23 protein-coding genes are annotated in these 22,402 nt (G+C 31.1%); 10 read left to right on the top strand and 13 right to left on the bottom strand.

Translation table 11 applies throughout. From position 1 onward, the window contains the following. Positions 1 to 103: 103 nt before the first annotated feature. Genes AJN56_RS03540 through ilvE form a run of 4 tightly spaced genes read right to left on the bottom strand, consistent with a single transcriptional unit; the run spans position 104 to position 3,171 of the window. Entirely contained in the window at positions 104 to 613 is a 510-nt protein-coding gene (locus tag AJN56_RS03540; RefSeq protein ID WP_002854624.1) for a DUF2393 family protein, read from the bottom strand. Continuing rightward, on the bottom strand, positions 613 to 1,143 hold the full coding sequence (locus AJN56_RS03535) for a DUF2393 domain-containing protein (RefSeq protein WP_002851753.1): 531 nt from the start codon (positions 1,141 to 1,143) through the stop codon (positions 613 to 615). The genes AJN56_RS03540 and AJN56_RS03535 overlap by 1 nt, the downstream gene beginning before the upstream one ends. A 12-nt stretch (positions 1,144 to 1,155) precedes the next feature. Next, positions 1,156 to 2,244 carry a prohibitin family protein gene (locus AJN56_RS03530; RefSeq protein WP_002854522.1) on the bottom strand — a complete coding sequence of 363 codons (1,089 nt, stop codon included), beginning with the start codon at positions 2,242 to 2,244 and terminating at the stop codon, positions 1,156 to 1,158. A gap of 12 nt (positions 2,245 to 2,256) precedes the next feature. After that, complete coding sequence (gene ilvE / locus AJN56_RS03525) at positions 2,257 to 3,171, bottom strand: branched-chain-amino-acid transaminase (RefSeq protein ID WP_002857493.1); 915 nt, start codon at positions 3,169 to 3,171, stop codon at positions 2,257 to 2,259. A 175-nt stretch (positions 3,172 to 3,346) separates the two neighbouring features. Here ilvE and AJN56_RS03520 point away from each other — a divergent pair, with 175 nt between their 5' ends. From AJN56_RS03520 to AJN56_RS03475, 10 genes are all read left to right on the top strand, one after another. Further along, positions 3,347 to 3,553 (top strand): 4-oxalocrotonate tautomerase family protein, encoded by a 207-nt coding sequence (locus AJN56_RS03520; protein WP_002857551.1) that lies wholly within the window; start codon positions 3,347 to 3,349, stop codon positions 3,551 to 3,553. Continuing rightward, a complete protein-coding gene (gene bcp / locus AJN56_RS03515) occupies positions 3,550 to 4,005 on the top strand; it encodes a thioredoxin-dependent thiol peroxidase (RefSeq protein ID WP_002857542.1) in 456 nt (151 codons plus the stop codon). The genes AJN56_RS03520 and bcp overlap by 4 nt, the downstream gene beginning before the upstream one ends. Beyond that, a complete protein-coding gene (locus AJN56_RS03510; protein WP_002868731.1) occupies positions 4,005 to 5,096 on the top strand; it encodes an epoxyqueuosine reductase QueH in 1,092 nt (363 codons plus the stop codon). The genes bcp and AJN56_RS03510 overlap by 1 nt, the downstream gene beginning before the upstream one ends. Before the next feature lie 94 nt (positions 5,097 to 5,190). Next, a complete protein-coding gene (fabZ, locus tag AJN56_RS03505) occupies positions 5,191 to 5,631 on the top strand; it encodes a 3-hydroxyacyl-ACP dehydratase FabZ (protein WP_002857452.1) in 441 nt (146 codons plus the stop codon). Continuing rightward, positions 5,631 to 6,422 (top strand): acyl-ACP--UDP-N-acetylglucosamine O-acyltransferase, encoded by a 792-nt coding sequence (lpxA, locus tag AJN56_RS03500; RefSeq protein ID WP_002857291.1) that lies wholly within the window; start codon positions 5,631 to 5,633, stop codon positions 6,420 to 6,422. Before fabZ ends, lpxA begins: the two co-directional genes overlap by 1 nt. Further along, entirely contained in the window at positions 6,415 to 7,638 is a 1,224-nt protein-coding gene (clpX, locus tag AJN56_RS03495; protein WP_002860329.1) for an ATP-dependent Clp protease ATP-binding subunit ClpX, read from the top strand. The genes lpxA and clpX overlap by 8 nt, the downstream gene beginning before the upstream one ends. 10 nt (positions 7,639 to 7,648) lie before the next feature. Beyond that, positions 7,649 to 8,689: a rod shape-determining protein gene (locus AJN56_RS03490; protein WP_002857495.1), complete on the top strand. Its 1,041-nt coding sequence runs from the start codon at positions 7,649 to 7,651 to the stop codon at positions 8,687 to 8,689. After that, positions 8,679 to 9,428: a rod shape-determining protein MreC gene (gene mreC, locus AJN56_RS03485; RefSeq protein ID WP_002868732.1), complete on the top strand. Its 750-nt coding sequence runs from the start codon at positions 8,679 to 8,681 to the stop codon at positions 9,426 to 9,428. The genes AJN56_RS03490 and mreC overlap by 11 nt, the downstream gene beginning before the upstream one ends. Positions 9,429 to 9,688: 260 nt before the next feature. Beyond that, the gene (gene carB, locus AJN56_RS03480) at positions 9,689 to 12,958 is read left to right on the top strand and encodes a carbamoyl-phosphate synthase large subunit (protein ID WP_002857581.1); all 3,270 of its coding nucleotides are present in this window, start codon (positions 9,689 to 9,691) and stop codon (positions 12,956 to 12,958) included. Next, positions 12,955 to 13,377: a hypothetical protein gene (locus AJN56_RS03475; protein ID WP_002851686.1), complete on the top strand. Its 423-nt coding sequence runs from the start codon at positions 12,955 to 12,957 to the stop codon at positions 13,375 to 13,377. The genes carB and AJN56_RS03475 overlap by 4 nt, the downstream gene beginning before the upstream one ends. Here the strand turns inward: AJN56_RS03475 and AJN56_RS03470 are convergent, their stop codons facing one another. From AJN56_RS03470 to AJN56_RS03430, 9 genes are all read right to left on the bottom strand, one after another. Then, positions 13,378 to 14,355, bottom strand: a complete 978-nt coding sequence (locus tag AJN56_RS03470; protein WP_002857444.1) for a transaldolase — start codon at positions 14,353 to 14,355, stop codon at positions 13,378 to 13,380. Further along, the gene (gene serB / locus AJN56_RS03465) at positions 14,355 to 14,978 is read right to left on the bottom strand and encodes a phosphoserine phosphatase SerB (protein ID WP_009881982.1); all 624 of its coding nucleotides are present in this window, start codon (positions 14,976 to 14,978) and stop codon (positions 14,355 to 14,357) included. The genes AJN56_RS03470 and serB overlap by 1 nt, the downstream gene beginning before the upstream one ends. Beyond that, positions 14,978 to 15,499 carry a chemotaxis protein CheW gene (locus AJN56_RS03460; RefSeq protein WP_002826355.1) on the bottom strand — a complete coding sequence of 174 codons (522 nt, stop codon included), beginning with the start codon at positions 15,497 to 15,499 and terminating at the stop codon, positions 14,978 to 14,980. The genes serB and AJN56_RS03460 overlap by 1 nt, the downstream gene beginning before the upstream one ends. Before the next feature lie 4 nt (positions 15,500 to 15,503). Beyond that, the gene (locus tag AJN56_RS03455; RefSeq protein WP_009881984.1) at positions 15,504 to 17,813 is read right to left on the bottom strand and encodes a chemotaxis protein CheW; all 2,310 of its coding nucleotides are present in this window, start codon (positions 17,811 to 17,813) and stop codon (positions 15,504 to 15,506) included. Between the two features lie 3 nt (positions 17,814 to 17,816). Further along, positions 17,817 to 18,773, bottom strand: coding sequence for a chemotaxis protein (locus AJN56_RS03450; RefSeq protein WP_002857365.1), 957 nt, complete (start codon positions 18,771 to 18,773; stop codon positions 17,817 to 17,819). Beyond that, positions 18,766 to 19,524: a UDP-2,3-diacylglucosamine diphosphatase gene (locus AJN56_RS03445; RefSeq protein WP_323469217.1), complete on the bottom strand. Its 759-nt coding sequence runs from the start codon at positions 19,522 to 19,524 to the stop codon at positions 18,766 to 18,768. The genes AJN56_RS03450 and AJN56_RS03445 overlap by 8 nt, the downstream gene beginning before the upstream one ends. Positions 19,525 to 19,533: 9 nt before the next feature. Next, a complete protein-coding gene (gene greA / locus AJN56_RS03440) occupies positions 19,534 to 20,019 on the bottom strand; it encodes a transcription elongation factor GreA (RefSeq protein ID WP_070246206.1) in 486 nt (161 codons plus the stop codon). Between the two features lie 11 nt (positions 20,020 to 20,030). Beyond that, the gene (gene lpxB / locus AJN56_RS03435) at positions 20,031 to 21,125 is read right to left on the bottom strand and encodes a lipid-A-disaccharide synthase (RefSeq protein WP_070246208.1); all 1,095 of its coding nucleotides are present in this window, start codon (positions 21,123 to 21,125) and stop codon (positions 20,031 to 20,033) included. Positions 21,126 to 21,247: 122 nt separating this feature from the next. After that, on the bottom strand, positions 21,248 to 22,402 hold the full coding sequence (locus AJN56_RS03430) for a serine/threonine-protein kinase (protein WP_002859843.1): 1,155 nt from the start codon (positions 22,400 to 22,402) through the stop codon (positions 21,248 to 21,250).

The raw sequence follows: 22,402 nt of genomic DNA, 5'->3' as shown, positions 1-22,402 counted from the left end.
AACTTAAATTATTATTAATATTTATATAATTTATAGCGGAATTATTGTTTTGTTGTGTGAATAATTAATGTATTTTAGAATTTTTACTAGTTGATTTCTTGAATCAAATACATTTTAAGGTGTGATAAAATTCAGGATTATTAAAACTTGGAGGAAAAGGAACACTGGCTCTAAATTCTTTATAGGTATTACCTGGGAGTGTGTCTATGATTTCTATAGTATAAGAAACACTTGTATTTTGCATTTTAGCGTTACGGACATTTTTATCATTGAAAATTTCTCCTCCTACTTGTTTTTGGTTTAATATACTAAGCATTAAATAACATTTTCTGATTTCAAATTTAGTAAGATTTTGAACTTTTCCACTTACTATAACGCTTTCATGTCTTAGATCTCTTGTGTAGGTTAGTTTGCTAAGATCGGCTTGAGTGGTGAATTGATTGATTGTCAGAAAAATAGAATATATCAAAAGTGCGGTAAAAATAGTAGCTATGGTATAAGAAATCAAAGCCATTTCTTTCTGTTTGACTTTTAGAAAGATTAAAATACAAATCAAGGCAAAGCAAATAAGTAAAATGATAAAAGCTATAATATGAAAAATCGTAAAATGCATTAAAAACACTCCGAAACTAAGCGTATGGTATAGTTATTTTCATAGTTAAAATTTTCAAAAGCAATTCTTTGAACTTGGGTTGCGTTTTTCTTTAGATCTTTAATTTCTCTACTTTTTTGTCTAAAAGGGATAAATTTCTTTTTATATTCTTCTATGATATTATCATTAGGTATTTTATCTGCAAAAATTTTAGCTGTAATTTTACATTCTTTAAAATTATTTTTTGAATTATTTGTAATGTTAAAATCAACAATTAAATCATTTGAGCTTTGTATCATTTTTTGATCTGTAATAGCGGTTTTTCGAGTTCTTACTTCATTGTCTATTAGTTTATACCCATAGATATAAACTAAAAAACAAATAATAATGTCAAATGCGATAATAAAAAGTGCCGCTATAGGCCTATGGCGTAAAAATACACAAAGAAGTAAAACACAAGTGAAGAGAAAAAAAACTAATAAAATCAGCATATAATCTACTAAATATAAATGAGTAGTGTAAAAAAGCACGATTTCTCTTAGTTTCTCCACTTGCGTATCCTTTTAGTTCATGTTGGCAGCACTTTGCTTTTTAGCATCTTTGGTATCAACCCAAATGTTTGGCACTGCTCCACCTGGAGTTAAGAAAATTTTAGCATCTTGATTAACTTTTAAGGCTTCATTAAATTCTTTTTGAGTTTCAATTTGTTTTAAATTTAGCAAAGGGGTGTTTAGGCTGTTTGCGATTTCTTTGTTAGAATAAGCTTGTGCATCTGCTTCTATTTTAACAGCCATAGCTTTACCTTTGGCGCTGATTATGGTTGCATTTGCTTCCCCTTCAGCTAAAGCAGCTTTTTTTAAGGCTTCTTGATTAGCTCTTTCTACTTCATATTTAGTTCTTTCAGCCTCTTGTTTTGCAATTTGTACGCGTTCGATTTGTTCTTTTACTTTTGAAGGTAAAATAATTTCTCTAAGTTGTACAGCGCGAAGTTCTACAGGTTCGTTTGGTTGGGCTTCTATGGTTTTTCTTATACCTTCTTCTATTTGAGCGGCTATTGTGTTACGATTAGTAGGAAGTTCTTCGGCTGTATATTTTCCTACAACACTTCGCACTACATCACGAACAACTGGATCGATAATTTTATTTTCCCAATTTAAGCTCCAAGTAGCTATGGTTTGAGGAACTTGCAAAGGATTTAAACGGTATTGCACTGTAACATCAATAGATACAGGCAATCCACGAGAATCAAGTACAGAAATACTATTTTTATTAATAACACCTGAACCTGAAGATAAATTTTCATTACTTCCCTCTATAGAAGCATAGTTGATTTGTCTTACTCTAGTATCGATTATGGTTATTTTTTGTACAAAAGGTAAGAAAAAGTGAAGTCCTGGTTCTAATGGATTTGGGTCATATTTACCTGTTGTTGATTTAATCCCCATTTCCCCAGAATTTATCACCATAAAAGGTTTTGCAACGATTAAAAATAAGATAATAATAATCACCCCATAAACAAATGGAGAGAATTTCCCAAAACCTTTAAAATTAAATTCTGGTGCTTTGAAATTGAAATTTTGACGGTTGTTGTTTCCGTTATTGTTAGAATTTCCATTTTTTTTATTGAAATAATCATTCAAATCAGCTGGCATTTATTTCCTTTTTTAAATATAAGTTAGCATAGATGCGTATTTTTCATTGCGTCCATAAACTACATCAAAATAAGCATCTTGAAGTTTTTTAGTTACAGATCCTCTTAAACCATTTCCTATTATTCTTGCATCGATATTGTTAATAGGTGTGATTTCAGCGGCTGTTCCGGTAAAAAATGCTTCATCAGCAGTATAAACTTCATCTCTTGAAATTCTTTGGCGAAGCACGGTGATACCAAGATCATGAGCGATTTTAAGCACTGTATCTTGAGTAATGCTTTTTAAAGAAAAATCATTTGGAGGTGTGATTAAAACCCCATCTTTTACAATAAAGAAACATTCTCCTGTTCCTTCTGCGATAAAACCTTCTTCATCAAGCATTAAAGCTTCTTCATATCCTGCTTCAATAGCTTCAAATTTTGCAATTTGAGAGTTAAGATAATTTGCACTTGCTTTAGCTTTTCCCATGCATGATTTAACACTATTTCTTGCAAAAGACGAAATTTTTACTTTTATGCCTTTTTCTAAACCTTCTTCTCCAAGGTAAGCACCCCATTCCCAAGCTGCAATTCCAACTCTTACAGGAGCTTTTATATGATAAAGTCCCATAACTCCATCGCCTAAGAAAATCAGAGGGCGGATATAGACATTGCTTTGAAAATTGTTTGCTTTTAAGAGTTCAATTTGTGCATTTTCAAGATCTTTTTGAGAAAAAGGACAATTTAAAAGAGTAATTTTTGCAGACTCTAAAAGTCTTTTGGTGTGATCTTCAAGTCTGAAAATTGCTAAGCCTTTATCTGTTTTATAGGCTCTAGTTCCTTCAAAAACAGCATTGCCATAATGCAAAGAATGGGTTAAAAAGTGCAAAGTTGCATCTTTAAAATCAACTAATTTTCCATCCATCCAAATTTTATCTGCTGAGATCATTTTTTTACCTTTTATAGTTGTTTATTTCTTAAAAAATATTATTTTAAGAATAAATCGGGATTTTATCAAAAATATACTAACAATAAGCTTTTATTAAATTAAGGTTTTTTGTTAAAAAAAATATTAGGTATTTTTTGAAATAATTATGAAAAATTATCGTTAAAAAGGAGAAATTATGCCATTAGTAAATATCAAATTAGCAAAGCCGTCTTTAAGCAAGGAACAAAAAGCGGAACTTATAGCTGATATTACCGAACTTTTAAGCACGAAATATAATAAAAGTAAAGAAAGAGTTGTTGTGGTTTTAGAAGATGTGGAAAATTATGACATAGGCTTTGGCGGAGAAAGTGTAGAAGCTATCAAAGCAAAGGCAAATAAATGAGTTTAAATATAGGAGATAAGGCACCTCAATTTGAGCTTTTAAATCAAGATGGGGTAAAAATAGCATTAAAAGATTTTATTGGCAAAAAGGTGATTTTGTATTTTTATCCAAAAGATAATACCCCAGGTTGTACTACAGAAGCTTGTGATTTTAGTGCAAATTATGATAAATTTGGTGGTAAAAATGCAGTGATTATTGGTATTAGTCCTGATAGTGTGACAAGTCATGAAAAATTTATTTCTAAATTTAATTTAAAGCATATTTTACTTAGTGATAGCGAAAAAGAAGTTGCTAAAGCTTATAGAGCTTGGGGGCTTAAGAAAAATTACGGAAAAGAATATGAAGGCATCATTCGTTCTACTTTTGTTATCGATGAAACAGGTAAGATTGCTCAAATTTATAGTAATGTTCGTGTAAAAGATCATGCTTTAAAAGTGCTTGAAAGTCTTTAATGCTGGTGCATATTTGTTGTAGTGTAGATAGTCATTATTTTATTGAAGAACTTAGAAAGACTTATCCTGATGAAAAAATCATAGGATATTTTTATGATCCAAATATCCATCCTTTAAGCGAATACGAACTAAGATTTTTAGATGTAAAAAGATCTTGTGATAAACTTGGCATTAAGTTATATAAGGGCGAGTATGAGTATGAAAAATGGCTTAATGCTGTGCGTGGTTATGAAGATGAGCCTGAAAAAGGTGCAAGGTGTGAAATTTGCTTTGATGTAAGAATGGGATCTAGTGTTAAATTTGCTGCTAAAATAGGAGAAAAAAAGCTTACTACTACGCTTTTAACTAGCCCTAAAAAAGATTTAGAACAGTTAAAAAATGCTTTACAAAAAGAATGTGAGCCTTATGGGGTAGAGTTTTTAGCTCCTGATTTTCGTAAAAATGGCGGCACTCAAAGGCAGTTTGCTTTAGCAAAAAAAGAAATGCTCTATCATCAAAATTATTGTGGTTGTATTTATGGACTTAAAAAACAAAAACAAGATAAGAATTTCATTGATGAATTAATGTCTTCTGTAAATAAGCAAATTTTACCTGCAAGTATAGAAGCAAGAATAGCTCTTTATAAAAAAGTAGTTTTATGGGAAAAAAAGGGTATAAAATTTGAAATTTTAAGAGAGAAATTTTTAAATTATCGTCTTTTAAGCGCTTTGATAAAATTAGATAAAAAGCCCGTTAAATCTCATATTTTATTTTATTCGCATTTTAAAAACGCTTATACAAGATTTTCTTTAGATGAGGAAAGTTTAAAACAAAATTTAAAAGAAGGCTTTTATAGAAGTACCAAAGATGAAATGGTTTTTGTGGAATTTTGGCGTTTTAATGCGTTTTTTAAAAACAAATGGAAAAATTTTGAAGATTTTTTAAAAAAACCTTTAAGTATTCAAGCAGAAGTTAGATGGCGTAATCAAGTTTTTGGAGCTTATAATCTTAGCCCTGTGATTATACTTGAAGAAATTTTTCCTTCAAGATATGAAGTGATAGCAAAAAGTGAAATTTATCATGATAATCAAGAGGTGCTTGCAAAAATTTAAGAAATTTATTAAGAAAAACTTTTTTTGTTAATGTAATTTTTAATGATTTTTTTATATAATAAAATTTTTAATTGTTTTCAAGGTTAATTTAATAATGATAGATGTAATGCAAATTCAAGAAATCTTACCACACCGTTATCCTTTTTTACTGGTAGATAAAATTACAGAATTAAAAGTTAAAGAAGTGGTGCTAGGATATAAAAACATCAGTATAAGTGATCATGTTTTTATGGGACATTTTCCAGGGCATCCTATTTATCCTGGAGTTTTGATTTTAGAAGGTATGGCTCAAACAGGTGGAGTTTTAGCTTTTGAAAGTATGGAAGATAAAGTGGATCCAAAAAGTAAAGTAGTTTATTTCACAGGCATAGATGGAGCAAAATTTAGAAATCCTGTGCGTCCTGGAGATAGGCTTGATTATGAAATGAGCGTGGTTAAAAATCGTGGTAATATGTGGATTTTTAAAGGGCAAGCTTTTGTAGATGGAAATTTAGTTGCAGAGGCCGAGCTTAAAGCTATGATAGTGGATAAATAATGAAAAAAATTCATCCAAGTGCGGTGATTGAAGAGGGTGCACAACTTGGTGACGATGTTGTAATAGAAGCTTATGCTTATGTAGGTAAAGATACTAAAATAGGTAATGATGTTGTCATCAAACAAGGTGCTCGAATTCTTTCAGATACAACTATAGGTGATCATTCTCGTGTATTTTCTTATGCAATAGTAGGCGATATTCCTCAGGACATATCTTATAAAGAAGAGCAAAAAAGCGGTGTTGTTATAGGGAAAAATGCAACTATTAGAGAATTTGCAACGATAAATTCAGGTACAGCTAAAGGAGATGGTTTTACTCGTATAGGCGATAATGCTTTTATTATGGCTTATTGTCATATTGCTCATGATTGTCTTTTAGGTAATAATATTATTTTAGCTAATAATGCAACTTTGGCAGGACATGTAGAGCTTGGAGATTTTACGGTTGTAGGCGGGCTTACACCTATTCATCAATTTGTCAAAGTAGGTGAGGGTTGTATGATAGCAGGAGCAAGTGCACTTTCTCAGGATATAGTACCGTTTTGTTTAGCAGAAGGAAATCGTGCAAGTATTAGAAGTTTAAATTTAGTAGGCACTCGTCGTCGTTTTGATAAAGATGAAGTAGATAGACTTAGTAGAGCTTTTAAAACTTTATTTAGACAAGGAGATTTAAAAGAAAATGCTAAAAATTTGCTTGAAAATCAAGAAAGTGAAAATGTTAAAAAAATGTGCCATTTTATATTAGAAACAAAGCGTGGAATTCCTGTCTATAGGGGTAAAAATAATGCCTAGAAAATGTAGTTTTTGCAATGAAGTGGAGAATCCACAAAGAAGAATTTTAGCAAATGAAAATGATGATGCTTTTATTTGTGAATATTGCGTTGAAGGTGCTTATAGTATTATTTATGGAGAAGAAAAAGAATTTAAAGAACCTAAACAAAGTCATAATACAGAATTTAAAGATATCACTCCAAAAGAATTAAAAGCTTATTTAGATCGTTATGTCATAGGACAAGATAGAGCTAAAAAAGTTTTTAGTGTTGGAGTATACAATCATTATAAAAGACTTTTTAAAGCTGAACTTCAAGATGATGATACAGAGCTTTTTAAGTCAAATATTTTACTTGTTGGGCCAACAGGAAGTGGAAAAACTTTATTGGCGCAAACTTTAGCTAAATTTTTAGATGTACCTATAGCAATTTGTGATGCAACTTCTTTAACTGAAGCAGGATATGTAGGTGAGGATGTGGAAAATATTTTAACACGTCTTTTACAAGCTGCAGATGGAGATGTGCAAAGAGCTCAAAAAGGTATAGTTTTTATTGATGAGATTGATAAAATTGCTAGAATGAGTGAAAATCGTTCTATTACTCGTGATGTAAGTGGAGAGGGTGTGCAACAAGCTTTACTTAAGATTATCGAAGGAAGTTTGGTAAATATTCCACCAAAAGGGGGAAGAAAACATCCAAATCAAGAGTTTATACAAATTGACACTTCAAATATTTTATTTGTTTGTGGTGGAGCTTTTGATGGTTTGGAAACTATCTTAAAAAGAAAACTTGGCGATAAAGTTGTGGGCTTTTTTGATGATGCAAAAGAAGAAAATAAAGCTTTACTTGAGAAAATTGAACCTGATGATTTGGTGCATTTTGGTTTGATTCCTGAGCTTATAGGTCGTTTGCATGTGATTGCATCTTTAAATGAGCTTAATGAAGAAGATATGGTAAGAATTTTAACTGAGCCTAAAAATGCCATTATTAAGCAATATCAAAAGCTTTTTGCTATTGATGGGGTAAATTTAAAATTTGAAGAAGATGCTCTAAGAGCTATCGCACAGCTTGCATTGGAGAGAAAAACAGGGGCTAGGGGGCTTAGAAGTATTATAGAAGAAATGATGGTAGATTTAATGTTTGAGTTACCAGAGTATAAAAACTATGATATTGTAATAACCAAAGAAGTTGTTAAAGACAATGCAAAGGCATTATTAATAAAAAGAAAAATAAGTTAAAAGGATAGAAATGATATTAGATCAACTTATAGGATTTTTTTCTAGTGATATGGGGATTGATTTAGGAACAGCTAATACGCTAGTTTTGGTAAAAGATAAGGGTATAGTGATAAACGAGCCTTCTGTTGTGGCAGTTGAAAGAGAAAGGTATGGTTCCAAAGCAAAAATTTTAGCCGTAGGTAAAGAAGCTAAAGATATGGTGGGAAAAACTCCAGGCAATATCGAAGCTATTCGTCCTATGAAAGATGGCGTGATTGCAGATTTTGATATGACTGAAAAAATGATCCGCTATTTTATAGAAAAAACACATCGTAGAAAAAGTTTTTTACGCCCTAGAATTATTATTTCTGTTCCTTATGGTTTAACTCAAGTAGAAAGAAAAGCGGTAAGAGAAAGTGCTTTAAGTGCAGGTGCAAGAGAGGTATTTTTGATCGAAGAGCCTATGGCAGCAGCTATTGGTGCAAGTTTACCTATACAAGAACCTAAAGGAAATTTGGTAGTAGATATAGGGGGTGGAACTACTGAGATCGGAGTGATTTCTTTGGGTGGACTTGTGATTTCAAAGTCTATTCGTACGGCTGGAGATAAGCTTGATATGAGTATAGTTAATTATGTAAAAGAAAAATACAATCTTATCATAGGTGAAAGAACAGGCGAAGAGATCAAAATCACCATAGGTTCAGCAATACAACTTCCAAAAGAACTTTCTATGGTGGTAAAAGGACGCGATCAAGTAAGTGGACTTTTAAGTCGTATTGAACTTACAAGTGAAGATGTAAGAGAAGCAATGCGTGAGTATTTAAAAGAAATTGCTGATGCTTTAAAAATGGTTCTTGAAATGATGCCGCCTGATTTAGCAAGTGATATAGTAGAAAATGGTGTAGTTTTAACAGGTGGTGGAGCATTGATTCGTGGTTTTGATAAATACTTAAGTGAAATTGTACGTTTGCCAGTTTATATCGCAGATGAACCGCTTTTAGCTGTAGCAAAAGGAACGGGTAAAGCTTTAGAGGAAATTTCATTATTGCAACAATTAACCAATGAAGAATAAGATTTTTTATGTTCTTGTCTTAGCCTTTTTGGTTTTTATATCTTTTTATTATGGAGGACTTATCAAGCAAAATGTTCTCCGTGTTAATGATTTTGTTATAGGTAATTTTTATAATATTAAAGATTATTTGGGAAAAAAAATTTCAGAACACTTTAATCAAGCAAATCAAATTCAGCAATTAAAAGCTAGAAATAAAGAATTAGAAGATATTGCTGTAAAGGTAACTAGTTTTGCAAATCAATTAAATCGTATTTTAGAGGATCAAAATTCTACAAAATATTTACCTCAAGTTTCTTTAACTAGAGTTATTTCTTACGTTCAATTGAATGATTATAAAAAATTATGGTTAGATTGGAGCAAAATTCCAGTTGGTAAAAATCGTGGTTTAATATATCAAGGATATGCTGCAGGTATAGCTATTAATAAAAATGGTAGAGCAATGGCTCTCTTACAAGGTGATGATCAGTGTGTTTTTTCTGTTTATATAGGAAAATCCAAAGCTCCAGGTTTAATCCAGGGTGAAGATGGCAGGATTGTGGTTAAATTTATTCCAAAATGGGCAAAAATTAATACCGGAGATGAAATTTTAACAAGTGGACTTGATAATATTTTCTTTTCAGATATACCTGTTGGTATTGTGAATAGAGTTAATGATGAAGATATGTATCAAAGTGTAGAAGTAAAGCCTTATGTTAAGATTAGTATTCCTGCTTATTTATATGTAGTAGATAATTTATAAGTCAAGGATTAGACTTTTTAAAAATTTTCTATATTTTTGCTAATTATTATCACTTTGTTTAATGCTAAAAATTTTATTAAATTATCAAATAAATGTTTATAATTGAATGAGAATTTTATAAAAAATCTTAAATTTCTTTATGTATTATTTCCTAGATTAAAAGCAGAGTGTTTATTTTTTAAAATTATATCGATAATTTCAAAGTTTATAAAACTAATTTTTGTTATAATCAGCCCAAATTTATGCTCTTAGGAAAATTTATGCCAAAACGAACAGATATTAAAAGCATTTTACTTATAGGAAGTGGTCCTATTGTGATAGGACAAGCTTGTGAATTTGATTATTCTGGAACTCAAGCCGCAAAGACTTTAAAAGAATTAGGATATCGTGTAGTATTAATCAACTCAAATCCTGCAACCATCATGACAGATCCCGAATTTGCAGATGCGACTTATATAGAACCCATAACAAAAGAAAGTATTTTAAGTATTATTAAAAAAGAAAAAATTGATGCAATTTTGCCAACTATGGGTGGACAAGTAGCGTTAAATGTTGCTATGGAAGTTTATGAAAGCGGACTTTTAGGAGATGTGAAATTTTTAGGCGCAAATCCTGAGGCGATTAAAAAAGGCGAAGATCGTCAGGTTTTTAAAGAATGTATGAAAAAAATTGGCATGGATTTGCCAAAATCGATGTATGCGTATAATTATGACGAAGCTTTAAAAGCCGCAGATGAAATCGGCTTTCCTTTGATGATCCGTGCTTCTTATACTTTAGGGGGTGCTGGAAGTGGCGTGGTTTACAATATGGACGAATTTAAAGAACTTGCCAATACTGCTTTAGCTTTATCACCTATCCATGAAATTTTGATTGAAGAAAGTTTGTTAGGTTGGAAAGAATATGAAATGGAAGTTATACGCGATAGAGCGGATAATTGTATCATAGTTTGTAGCATAGAAAATATCGATCCTATGGGAGTTCATACAGGAGATAGTATTACAATAGCTCCAGCATTAACTTTGACGGATAAAGAATATCAAGTTATGCGTAATGCTTCTTTTGCTATTTTGCGTGAAATTGGTGTAGATACAGGCGGAAGTAATGTGCAATTTGCTATCAACTCAAAAAATGGAAGAATGATAGTTATAGAAATGAATCCAAGAGTTTCAAGATCAAGTGCTTTAGCTTCTAAGGCAACGGGTTATCCTATAGCAAAGGTTGCGACACTTTTGGCAGTAGGTTTTAGCTTAGATGAGATTAAAAATGATATTACAGGAACTCCTGCATCTTTCGAGCCTGTGATTGATTATATTGTAACAAAAATTCCTCGCTTTACCTTTGAAAAATTTCCAGGAGCAAATACAACTTTAGGTACAGCTATGAAAAGTGTGGGTGAGGTAATGGCTATAGGACGCACTTTTAAAGAAAGTATACAAAAAGCACTTTGTTCGCTTGAGCGTTCTTTAAGTGGTTTTGATAGGGTAAAATTTGAAGATAGAAATGATCTTGTTTTTAAAATTCGTAATGCCAATGAAAAGCGTTTACTTTATGTTGCTCAAGCTTTTAGGGAAGGTTTTAGCGTAGAAGAACTTTATGAGCTTTGTAAAATAGATCCTTGGTTTTTAACACAGATTAAAGAAATTGTAGATTTTGAAGAACAAATTGATATGGATATTTTAAACAATAAGGCTCTTTTGAGAAAAGCAAAAACTATGGGCTTTTCAGATAAAATGATAGCCTTGCTTGTAAATTTGAAAGATAATTTAGAATTAAGCCAAAATGATATTTATTATGCAAGAATGAAGCAAAAAATCATCGCAGAATTTAGTGAAGTGGATACTTGTGCGGGTGAATTTGAAGCCTTAACTCCTTATCTTTATTCAAGTATCAATGTAAGCGAACTCACTCAAAGTAAAAACGATGCTAAGGATAAAAAAGAAAAAAAAGTGATGATTATAGGTGGGGGGCCAAACCGTATAGGACAAGGTATAGAATTTGACTATGCTTGCGTACATGCTTCTTTTGCGCTTAAAGATATGGGTATTAAAACTATTATGTATAATTGTAATCCTGAAACCGTTTCGACTGACTATGATACAAGTGATATTTTGTATTTCGAGCCTATTGATTTCGAACATTTAAGAGCGGTGATTGAGCGTGAAAAACCTGATGGAGTGATTGTGCATTTTGGTGGACAAACTCCTTTGAAATTTGCTAAGCGTTTAAGTGCTTTTGGAGCTAAGATTATAGGTACTAGCGCAAGAGTAATTGATGTGGCAGAAGATAGAAAGAAATTTGCCGAATTTATTACAAAGCTAGGTATCAATCAGCCAAAAAATTCTACTGCAACAAGCGTAGAAGAAGCGGTTCTTAAGGCTAGTGATATAGGGTATCCTGTGCTTGTAAGACCAAGTTATGTTTTAGGTGGGCGTGCGATGCGCGTGGTAAATGATGAGGCTGAACTTAGACTCTATATGCAAGAAGCTGTGGATGTAAGCGATAAAAGCCCTGTTTTGATCGATCAGTTTTTAGACAATGCTACAGAAATTGATGTTGATGCGATTTGTGATGGTAAAGATGTTTATGTTGCAGGAATTATGGAGCACATAGAAGAAGCAGGAATTCATTCAGGTGACAGTGCTTGTTCTTTGCCGCCTTGCAATATCGATGAAAAAATGCAAGAATTTATTGCACAAAAAACCGCAGATATTGCTTTAAATTTGGGAGTTGTAGGACTTTTAAATATACAATTTGCTTTACATAATAATGAGCTTTATATGATAGAGGTAAATCCTAGAGCTAGTCGTACCGTACCTTTTGTTAGTAAAGCTACGGGTATTCCTTTAGCAAAAGTGGCAACGCGTGTGATGTGGCAAGGAAATTTAAAAGAAGCTTTAAAATTTTATGATACTTTTAAAGTGGTTAATTTTGATACTAAAATTTTACGCCCTAAAACTCCAAAATATATGAGCGTGAAAGAAGCAGTATTTCCATTTGCAAAACTTAGTGGAAGTGATTTAGAATTAGGTCCTGAAATGCGTTCAACGGGTGAAGTTATGGGTATAAGCAAGGATTTTGCAAATTCTTATGCGAAAAGTCAAATTGCATCGTTTAATCATCTTCCAGAGCAAGGCGTGGTATTTATCTCCTTAAAAGATAAGGATAAAAAATATACCAAAAAAATCGCTGCAGAATATGTAAAGCTTGGCTTTAAGCTTATGGCAACAGGGGGAACTTGCAAGGAAATTTTAGAAAGTGGTTTTGAGTGCGAACTTGTACATAAAATTTCAGAAGGACGCCCCAATGTTGAAGATAAATTGAAAAATGGGGAAATTCACTTAGTTATCAATACAAGCGATAGTCACAGTTTTAAAGGCGATACGAAAAAAATTCGTGAAAATATTATTCGTTTTAAAATACCTTATTTTACAAATTTACGATCAGCTTTAGCAGGTGCAAAATCGATTAAAGCTATACAGAGTAAATCTTGCCTAGATGTAAAGAGTTTACAAGAGTGGCTTAAATCTTGATTTATTTAGCTCAAACAGATACTACGGTAGGATTTTTAAGTAAAAATTTAGAAGAGATTAATGCTTTAAAAGGTAGAGATAAAAATCAGCCTTGCTTAATCACTTCTGCGAAATTTTGCGAGTTAAAAAGTTTAGCAAGAATTCCAAAATCTTTTAAAAATTTAGTACGTCGTTCTAAAAAAACAACTTTTATTTATCCCAATAATCAGGCCATTCGTATTGTGAAAGAGTGTAAACATGCGAATTTTTTAAGTAAAAATGGCTATTTTTATTCATCTTCGGCAAACAAGCATGGAAAAGAATTTGATGAAGAATGGGCTAGAAGTGTTGCTGATATAATACTTGATGAGAAATTTTTCGAAAATATCCCATCAAAAATATTAAAACTTTCAAAGAATAAAATGATAAAAATACGTTAATTAAAGAGCTTTTAAAATATCTTCAAAAGCAATACAAAATTGCTCTAGGCCATCACTTAATAAATCATTGCAAGCTTTTTCTCGTTCGCTTTGAGAAATGATTTGATTAAGTTCTGTATAAATTTCAAAATTCATTAAAGGTTTTTTAAAATGCATTTTTCCTTTAAATGCCTCTATTGCATCAAGAGGAGCAGTATTAACAGAATTCTCAAAAAGAAGTTCTTTGATATAATAGTCTTTTGGCAGATCATCTCCTTTAACTCCGGTGCTTGCAAACAAGGCGCGAATATTAGGTTCATTTTTTGAGTAGATATTATTATAAGCTAAATTTGCATTTAAAATTCCAATACGATTTTGCTCTTTGGCTTTAGGATTTAAAAGTCTATCAAAACGACTTACAAAAATACTTATAACAGCTTGTGGTGTTCTAGTATTTTGTTCTTTTAAGGCTATATTGTTTTTTCTAAATTCGACTAAACCTGCATTTAAAGCTTCAAAACATTTTTGACTTTGTTCAAGAGAAAAAATTAAGGTAGCATTGACGCTAATACCATTTTTCATAAGTTCATACATTACTTCATAAGAAGCTTTTGTAGCTGGAATTTTAATCATTACATTTTCTTTGCTAATAGCACTATAAAGTCTTTTAGCTTCGCCTAAACTAAGAGTCGTGTTATCATGAAGTCTTGGATCTATTTCAATACTTATAAATCCATCGTTTTTTTGATAAAAAAGAGGAGCTAATTTATCAGCTGCTTTTTGAATATCAGAAATTGCTAATTCTTCATAAATATCTTTTGTTTTTTTTCCTTTTAATTTAAGAATTTTATCTTTATAAATTGGAGAATTTAAAATAGCATTTTTAAAAATAGCAGGATTTGAAGTAGCACCATTAATTCCATGTGATAATAAATTTAAAAATTCATTATCTAAAAAACTATTTTCTATAAAATCACACCAAAGAGAAAAATTTTTCATTATATTACCTTTATTATTTCTTTTAAGTCTTTTATATCTATGCAAATATCAGCTTTGGAACGTAAAATTTCTTTAGCACAAAATGCAATCTTTAATCCACTTTCGTTAAACATTGTCAAATCATTTGCCCCATCGCCAACACACATCACTTCATCTGTTTTCAAATTTAAAAAGCTTTTTAATCGTTGTAGCATTAAGCCTTTTGAATTTGAAAACATCATTTCCCCACCAACTAGCCCTGTTAAAATGTCATTTTTATGATGCAGATAATTTGCAAAACCAAGGCTAATTCCAAGTTTTTGCATAGCGGGATCTATGCCTTCATGAAAACCACCGCTAAAAATAACAATTTGTATATTTTTAGATTTTAAATATTGGATAAGTTCATGTGCTCCATGCATTAGTGGAAGTGTACTACCTAATTCTAAAACTTTTTTATAAGACATACCTTTTAAAAGGCTTACTCGTTTTTGAAGACTTTCGAAAAAATCAAGCTCTCCAGCCATGGCATGGCGGGTAATTTCGCTTGTTTGATTACCCTTGCCATGCGCTGTAGCTAAAATATCGATGGTTTCACCATCCATTAAAGTAGCGTCAAAGTCAAAAACACAAAGTTTAATCATTAAAATTCGCGCTTAAGTAAAGCTTCTACTTTGAGTATAGTTAAGATATTTTCATCTCTTTTTCCTATACCATAAATCATACCTTTGTCTTTAACTAAAGTTTCAGGTGGTGGATCGATTCTGTTTCTGTGAATTTTAATTGCTTCAGTTAATCTATCTATAACAAAACCAGCATTTCCTCCAACTCCAGTTCCATTTGTCTCACCTCTTAAAACAATATATCTTGTTTGAGGTGTCATTTTAGAACTTCCTAAATGAAAGCGTTGAGCTAGATCAATGAGTGGCATAACATTACCACGCATATTAAAAACCCCTAGAACATAATCAGGTACACTAGGAACTCTAGTATATTCTATAGGTTTGATGATTTCTTGTATATTAAGAATTGGAATCGCATATTCCTCATCTCCAACTACAAAGCCGACAAGTTGGATGATATCATCTTCTCTTTGATCGACATCAGGACCAGCCATCTGAGTTTGCTGTTTTTGCAAAATTTGCTCTAATTTTTCATTACTCATATTCTTATCCTAGTTTCAAATTTTTTCTAACTACATTTTCCAAGTATTCTGGAGAATAAGGTTTAGTGATATATTCAGTCATACCCACTTCAACACCTCTTAAGCGGTCAGTTTTACTTGTTCTTGAAGTAACTGCAATGAGTGGTAAGTTACGATATTTAGAATACTTTCTAATTTCACCAGCTAAGGTGTATCCATCCATTCTTGGCATTTCGATATCTATAAGCATTGCATCAATATCATGTTCGCCAGATTTTATAATATTCAATGCTTCAACACCATTTGTTGCTTCAACTAAACTAACTCCTAGCGGTTCTAAAGCTTTTTGCATTAAGGTTCTATCCATTTTAGAATCATCTACAATTAAGACTTTATAATCACTTGGTTGTTCTTTAGGTTTTTTCGCGCTTGATTCTAATTGCGCTTTAATATCAACTTTAATTTCTTTGGCCATATCCATCATAGCACCTACATCAATGATTAATGTCACTCTACCATCACCACGGATTGTAGCTCCTGCTATGCCTTGGATATTTTGTAAATAATCACCCATGGATTTAATAACTATTTCTTCTTGTCCTACAAGAGTATCTACTATAATACCAAGCTTGCTTTCTGCTACCCCTATAACAACGACATAAGTTTGATCACCGCTTTCAAGGACTTGTTTAACTCCAAATACATCTGAAAGTCTCACAAGAGAAAGCACTTCATCTCTTAAGCGTAATACATTTTTACCTTCGATAGTATAGATATCATCAATTGGTACTCTAACTGTTTCAAGAACGCTTGCAAGTGGAATTGCATAAAATTCTTCTTGAGTTCCTACAAGTAAAGATTGAATGATTGCCAAGGTAAGAGGAATTTTAAGTTTAAACGAACTTCCTTTACCTAACTCACTATCAATTTCAATTACCCCATTTAGTTTTTCGATGTTGGTTTTAACAACATCCATTCCTACGCCACGACCTGAAACATTTGTTACTTTAGCCGCAGTTGAAAAACCAGGTTTGAAAATCAAAGCAAAAGCTTCTTTGTCTGTCATTTGATCTGCTTCTCTTTCGGTAATCAAATTTTTCTCTATAGCTTTTGCTTTTAAGCCATTTGGATCAAGTCCTTTACCGTCGTCTGTAATTTCTACAACGATGTGATTGCCTTCATTATAAGCTTTAAGTTGAACTATACCTTTTTCAGGTTTTCCATTAGCTGCACGAGTTGCTGGATCCTCAACACCATGGTCACATGAATTTCTAATCATATGCATGATAGGATCGCCAATTTCCTCTACGATAGATTTATCAAGTTCAGTTTCTTCACCTGTAATTTCAAGTTCTATTTGCTTTCCTAATTCACGACTCAAATCACGAACAACTCTTGGGAATTTATTGAAAACTTTTGCTATAGGTTGCATTCTTGTTTTCATTACAGCAAGCTGAACATCAGTTGTAATAATACTTAATTGACTTACAACCTGATTAAGTTCTTCAAGGAATTTTTCTCCTTCATAACGCTCTTCAACATCATCGTAAATTTTAAGCAAACGGTTTTTACCTAAAACAAGCTCCCCAATTAGATTCATTAAGTGATCTAATCTTTTTACCTCCACGCGTATGGTTTGATCCATACTGCTAGTATTGCTACCTGAAGCAGGAACTTTTTTCTCTCCACTTTCCGCAGGTTTATTTGCTGTATTGTTAGTCGGTTTAGGTGCCGCATTTGTTGTTTGTTTCTTTTGTGCGCGACGAGCTTGATCTTCAGCTTTTCTAACTTTTAAAAGTCTTTCTATTTCAGCTTCAACTTCAGAATCACTTAATTGATTAACATCTACTTCAGGTTCAGGAGTAGTTGTTTCTTGTTTTGGTGCTTCTGGTTCTGCTTGTGGAGTAGATTTTTCATTTGAATCTGTTGCCGCAACAGGAGACTCTCCTTCTGAAATAGCTGTTAATCTTGCGCAAATTGGTTCTATATCCATACCAATAGCAGTATCGTTGCCATTATCACGAATGGAATTAAGCAAAGTTTTCATTCTATCAATAGACTCTAAAACCACATCCATGATATCTGGAGTTATTTTTAACTCGCCATGTCTTGCTTTGTTTAAAACATCTTCCATGTGGTGAGTTAACTTCGTTAAAACATCAAAATTTAAGAAACTTGATGATCCTTTAACCGTATGTGCAACACGGAAAATTCTATTTAATAAATCTAAATCTTCTGGATTTGATTCAAGCTCTACTAAATCATGGTCGATTTGCTCAACAAGCTCAAAAGCTTCAACCAAAAAGTCTTCAAGTATTTCTTGCATATCTTCCATATTTTACCCCTGTTCTTGAGATTGATGTTTTTTGATAACCTTTGCAATTTCATTGAAGAAATCGCTAGCGTTAAATTTGACAAGATAGCCTTCTCCACCAGCTTCTTGAACACCTTTCTCATTCATAAATTCATTTGATAAAGACGAGTTAAAGACTATAGGAATATCTTTAAATCTTGGATCTTCTTTAATGCGTGCAGCAAAGTGGAAACCATCCATTTGTGGCATTTCGACATCGCTTACTATAATTTTTAAAGTATCATTTAAACTTTCACCATAAACTTGGCTTAATTCTTCTAATTTGTTTATGCCCTCTACGCCGTCCTTAGCTTCAACAACTTGAAAGCCCATCTGTTGCATCATTTCTTTGACGCGTTTTCTAGCAGTCATGCTGTCATCAAGTATAAGTGCTGTTCCAGTAAATTTTTCTATTTTTCCAAAATCTATATCTGTTTTTGGAGCGTAAATTCCTAAATCTTCAACAACACTTTCAAGATCTAAAATTAGCAACACTTCATCATTTTCAATGCGTGTTACACCTGTGATTTTACCTTTATCTAAAGCACCTGATCCTGTAGAAAAAGTTGCTGGTTCTATATCTTTCCAGTTTATTCTACGAATTCTTTTTGCTTCGTGAACTATAAAACCAATAAGAATATTGCTAAATTCAGTAATAATAACCCTAGGTTTTAACATAGTGCTTTCTGGCTCAGTGATTTGCATCCATTTGGCAAGATTGACTACAGGTATAACCACTCCACGAAGATCAAAGATACCTTCGATGTAATCAGGTACACCTGGAAGTTCTGTAAGGCTTGGGATTTTTATAATCTCCCTTACCTTAGAAACATTTACACCATAAATTCCTTCATAGACTTTATCGTGTCCTTGCTTAAAGATACGGAAATCGACAAGCTCCATTTCATTTGAACCCGTTTTCACGATATTTTCATCAAACATTTTGACCCCTCAATTTCTGTTCTCGAAATTTGATTTCTTGCTGATATTCTACTACAAAAAAACTTCTCTCATATGCAAAACTAGCTAAGTTAAGATATTTAATGTTTTCTTTGTTGATTTGATGATTTTGATGATAGTGTCCTTCACATACCCAAAATCCTAAATTTTCATATCTTTCATATCTTTTTTTCGCTAAATTTTCAAAATCTTTTATTTGATAAAAAAGGTTTTTTTTGTTTTGATTTTGAAGAATTTTATTTGAAATAAAATTACAAGTAATAATATTTAAAAAATTCAAAAATATAAGCAAATAATGATTTCTTAATGTTTTAAGAGTAAATTGTAAAAGAGGTGGTAAAAAAATATCTCCGTGAGCTAATTTTATAAAAGCATTATTTAAAACAAGATTATTACCTTTACTTGTATGCAAATTAAGCTTTATGGGCTGCTCTTGTAAGTTAAAAATTTTTACCCTTTTAAAAAAACAAGAAAGATTAAAATCATGATTGCCTTCTAAGTAGATAATTTCAATTTTTAAGGCCAATTCTTCTAAAAGTTCTATGTAAGGTTTAGCAAATTCATGTGTAGCAGAGATTTCGCCTATAAGCAAATCGAAAATATCACCCATAAGTATGAGTTGAGGGGTGGAAATTTTACCTTTTTTTAAGGCTTGTAAAAATTCCCAAAATCCCTTTCTTTGTTCATTTTCATGAGCATCCGCGATTAAAATCGCCCCATTTTGTAGTAAAATTTTTTATCCTTAAAATTTCAAAGGCTCATAATTTATAGAAAGGATTTCAAATTCACTCTCACCTTTTGGCAAACGCACTTTAAAATCATCTCCTTCTTTTTTCCCAAGCATAGCTTTTGCTATTGGAGATGCGATGGAAATATAACCCTTATCTAAATCTCCTTCGCAAATTCCTACTAAAGTATATTTACTTTCTTTTTCTGTATCCAAATCTATGATCACAACACTTGAACCAAATTTCACACTATCATGTTTATAGCTTGAAGGATCGATCACTTGAGCTCTTGCTAGCAAGTCACTAAGCTCCGCAATACGACTTTCTATCAAAGCTTGTTTTTCTCTTGCAGCATGGTATTCCGCATTTTCTTTCAAATCCCCATGACTCCTTGCTGTATCGATTTCTATTACAACGGCAGGGCGTTGATTGTCTTTTAAATCTTTTAATTCTGCGGCTAATTTATCATAGCCAAATTGACTCATTGGTTCTTTTTGCATGATTTATCCTTTTATATTTCGCTTAGGATTTTTGCTAAATTTTTAGCACTTCCAAATTGTAAATATTCTTTTAAAAAATCAACTTTAGCAAAAAATGCCTTATAATCATATTTATTGTAAGCTTCATATAAATTTAAAACATTGACTTTATCTTGTAAAAATTCAGGATTTAAAGCTTCTTTTCCAGCGAAATCACAAAAAATATTTGCAAGTCCTATGTGTTTTAATTTTACAAAAAGTTTTGCGATAAAAATATCGATAGCCTTTGCCTTATAAGCAAGAACAAAAGGAGTTCCCACTAAAGCTGCTTCTAAAGTAGCTGTTCCACTACAAATAAAGGCAAAATCAGCTTTTTTAAGCACTTTTGGAGTGTTACTTTCTATCTTAAATTCGCTAATATCACCATAAATTTCTAATTTTTCAAGATTAAACGAGGGAACGCAAAGAATTTTTTCACCCTTAAATTTTTGAGAAAGTTCTTTAAAAATAGGCATTAAACGCTTAATTTCACTACGCCTTGAACCTGGTAAAAAGGCTATAGTTTTTTCATCATCTTTTTTTGAAAATGTATGATTAATATCTTCTTGATTTTTAAATTCTTTTATTTCATCTAAAAGCGGATGGCCTATATAGGTGCTTTTGTTAAAAAACTGATTATCAAAGGGCAAAATAGAAGCTAAAATATCAAAATGACTTTCTATGATAGGTATGCGACCTTTTTTCCACGCCCAAACTTGAGGCAAGATATAATAAATGCGTGGAATTTTACTGCCTGCTTTTTTTAAAGCCTTAGCAAAAGGTATGTTAAAAGCGGGCGAATCTATACATAAAATCCCATTTATTTTTTGAGTAAAACTTAAATTTACAAGTTTTTTTATAGCTTCTTTTGCTTTAAAAATCAAAGGTAAAACTTCTATAAAACCCATAGCACTAAACTCATGTGAGCTATAAAGTGGTTTAGAATTTAAATCAAATTCTTTACATAAACTCTCATCATAAATTCCTACTAAATCAAATTCTTTATATTCATTTTTATAAGCTTTTAAAATTTCTTTTAAATGCAAATTTGCTGAAGGCTCTAAAGCACAAACTAAAAAGGTTTTCATTTTTACTCTTTCTTATTTCTTAAGGAAATATCACAACCGATTTTTTAATATTTTAATAGTTTTAATTTCATATTATCTTAACTTCATTATTTGATAAATTTATACTTGCTTAGTTTATATAATTAAAAAGGCAAGGCAAAATCATCGTTTTTTGATATAAAAGGAATTTGAGATATTTTTTCTTCAAGATTATCTAAAACAAGTTTTTGCATTTTGCCATTTAACGCTTTAAACCACTTATAAAATTTATCCAACTCTTCACATTTGATAGAACTAGGATATTGCTGTGTATGAAAATTATTTTTAATGATTATGTTTATAAGTTTAGAATTGTTTTCAATATACTCATTAAAAGAATTTCTTTGAATAACCTTATCAATTTCTCCTAGAATTTCATTTATATTAGCATTTAATACAGGCTCTCCTATAAAACAATCAATATAACCAATAATATAATTTGAAAAAATATTATAAATCGCTTTATCTTCTTGGCTAATTTTTAAATTAACAAAATTTTCTTTGTTTAACTCTCTCTTTATATCTGCAAAACTTTGGTAACGAAATTTTTTTTCTTTTTTAATCATTTTATTTAAAATATTAAAATATTCAAAATTATGTTTATTTTCTGCTAAGTTATTAATAAGTCTATAAACCAAATCACCTAAATAATAAATATCAGTTTGAATTGTATATTCCTTTTGAAAATACTCTTCTGGTAAAGTATCAACATCATTTCTATTTATAATTGAATTTAGGGTATCTTCGTTTTTACTTATATCAAAAACCTTTCCCAAACCAAAATCAATAACTTTAACTACCCCGTCAGCATCTATAAGAATATTCTTTTCTCTTATATCCCTATGTATAATGCCTTTTTCTTCTATATAGGCAAAGACCTCAATTAGTTGTATAAAAATAGAATTTAAATTCTCCAAGTTATTTTCATCATCAAAATACTCTTTAATATTTTTCCCTTGTATATACTCCATTATAATATAAGCTGTATAAATATTTTCATAAGGATAATAATTAAAAATTCTAACAATATTTTTATGATTTAACTTGTATAAAATTTTTATCTCATCTAAAAAATTTTTATAAAATCTTTTCTTATTATTTTCATCTAGTATATCATCTGGATCATATTTTTTTACAACAAAAAGCTCATCAATAAAAACATCTCTAATCAATAAAACCTTACCAAATGATCCTTCATCTAAGAAAGTAATTTTTTCATAATCTTTTTGCTTAATAAATTTAATAATTTCTTGGCCCAT

This window comes from Campylobacter sp. BCW_4319 (assembly GCF_001764435.1).
GTDB lineage: Bacteria > Campylobacterota > Campylobacteria > Campylobacterales > Campylobacteraceae > Campylobacter_D > Campylobacter_D jejuni.
This window is presented reverse-complemented; position numbering and strand designations above follow the sequence as displayed.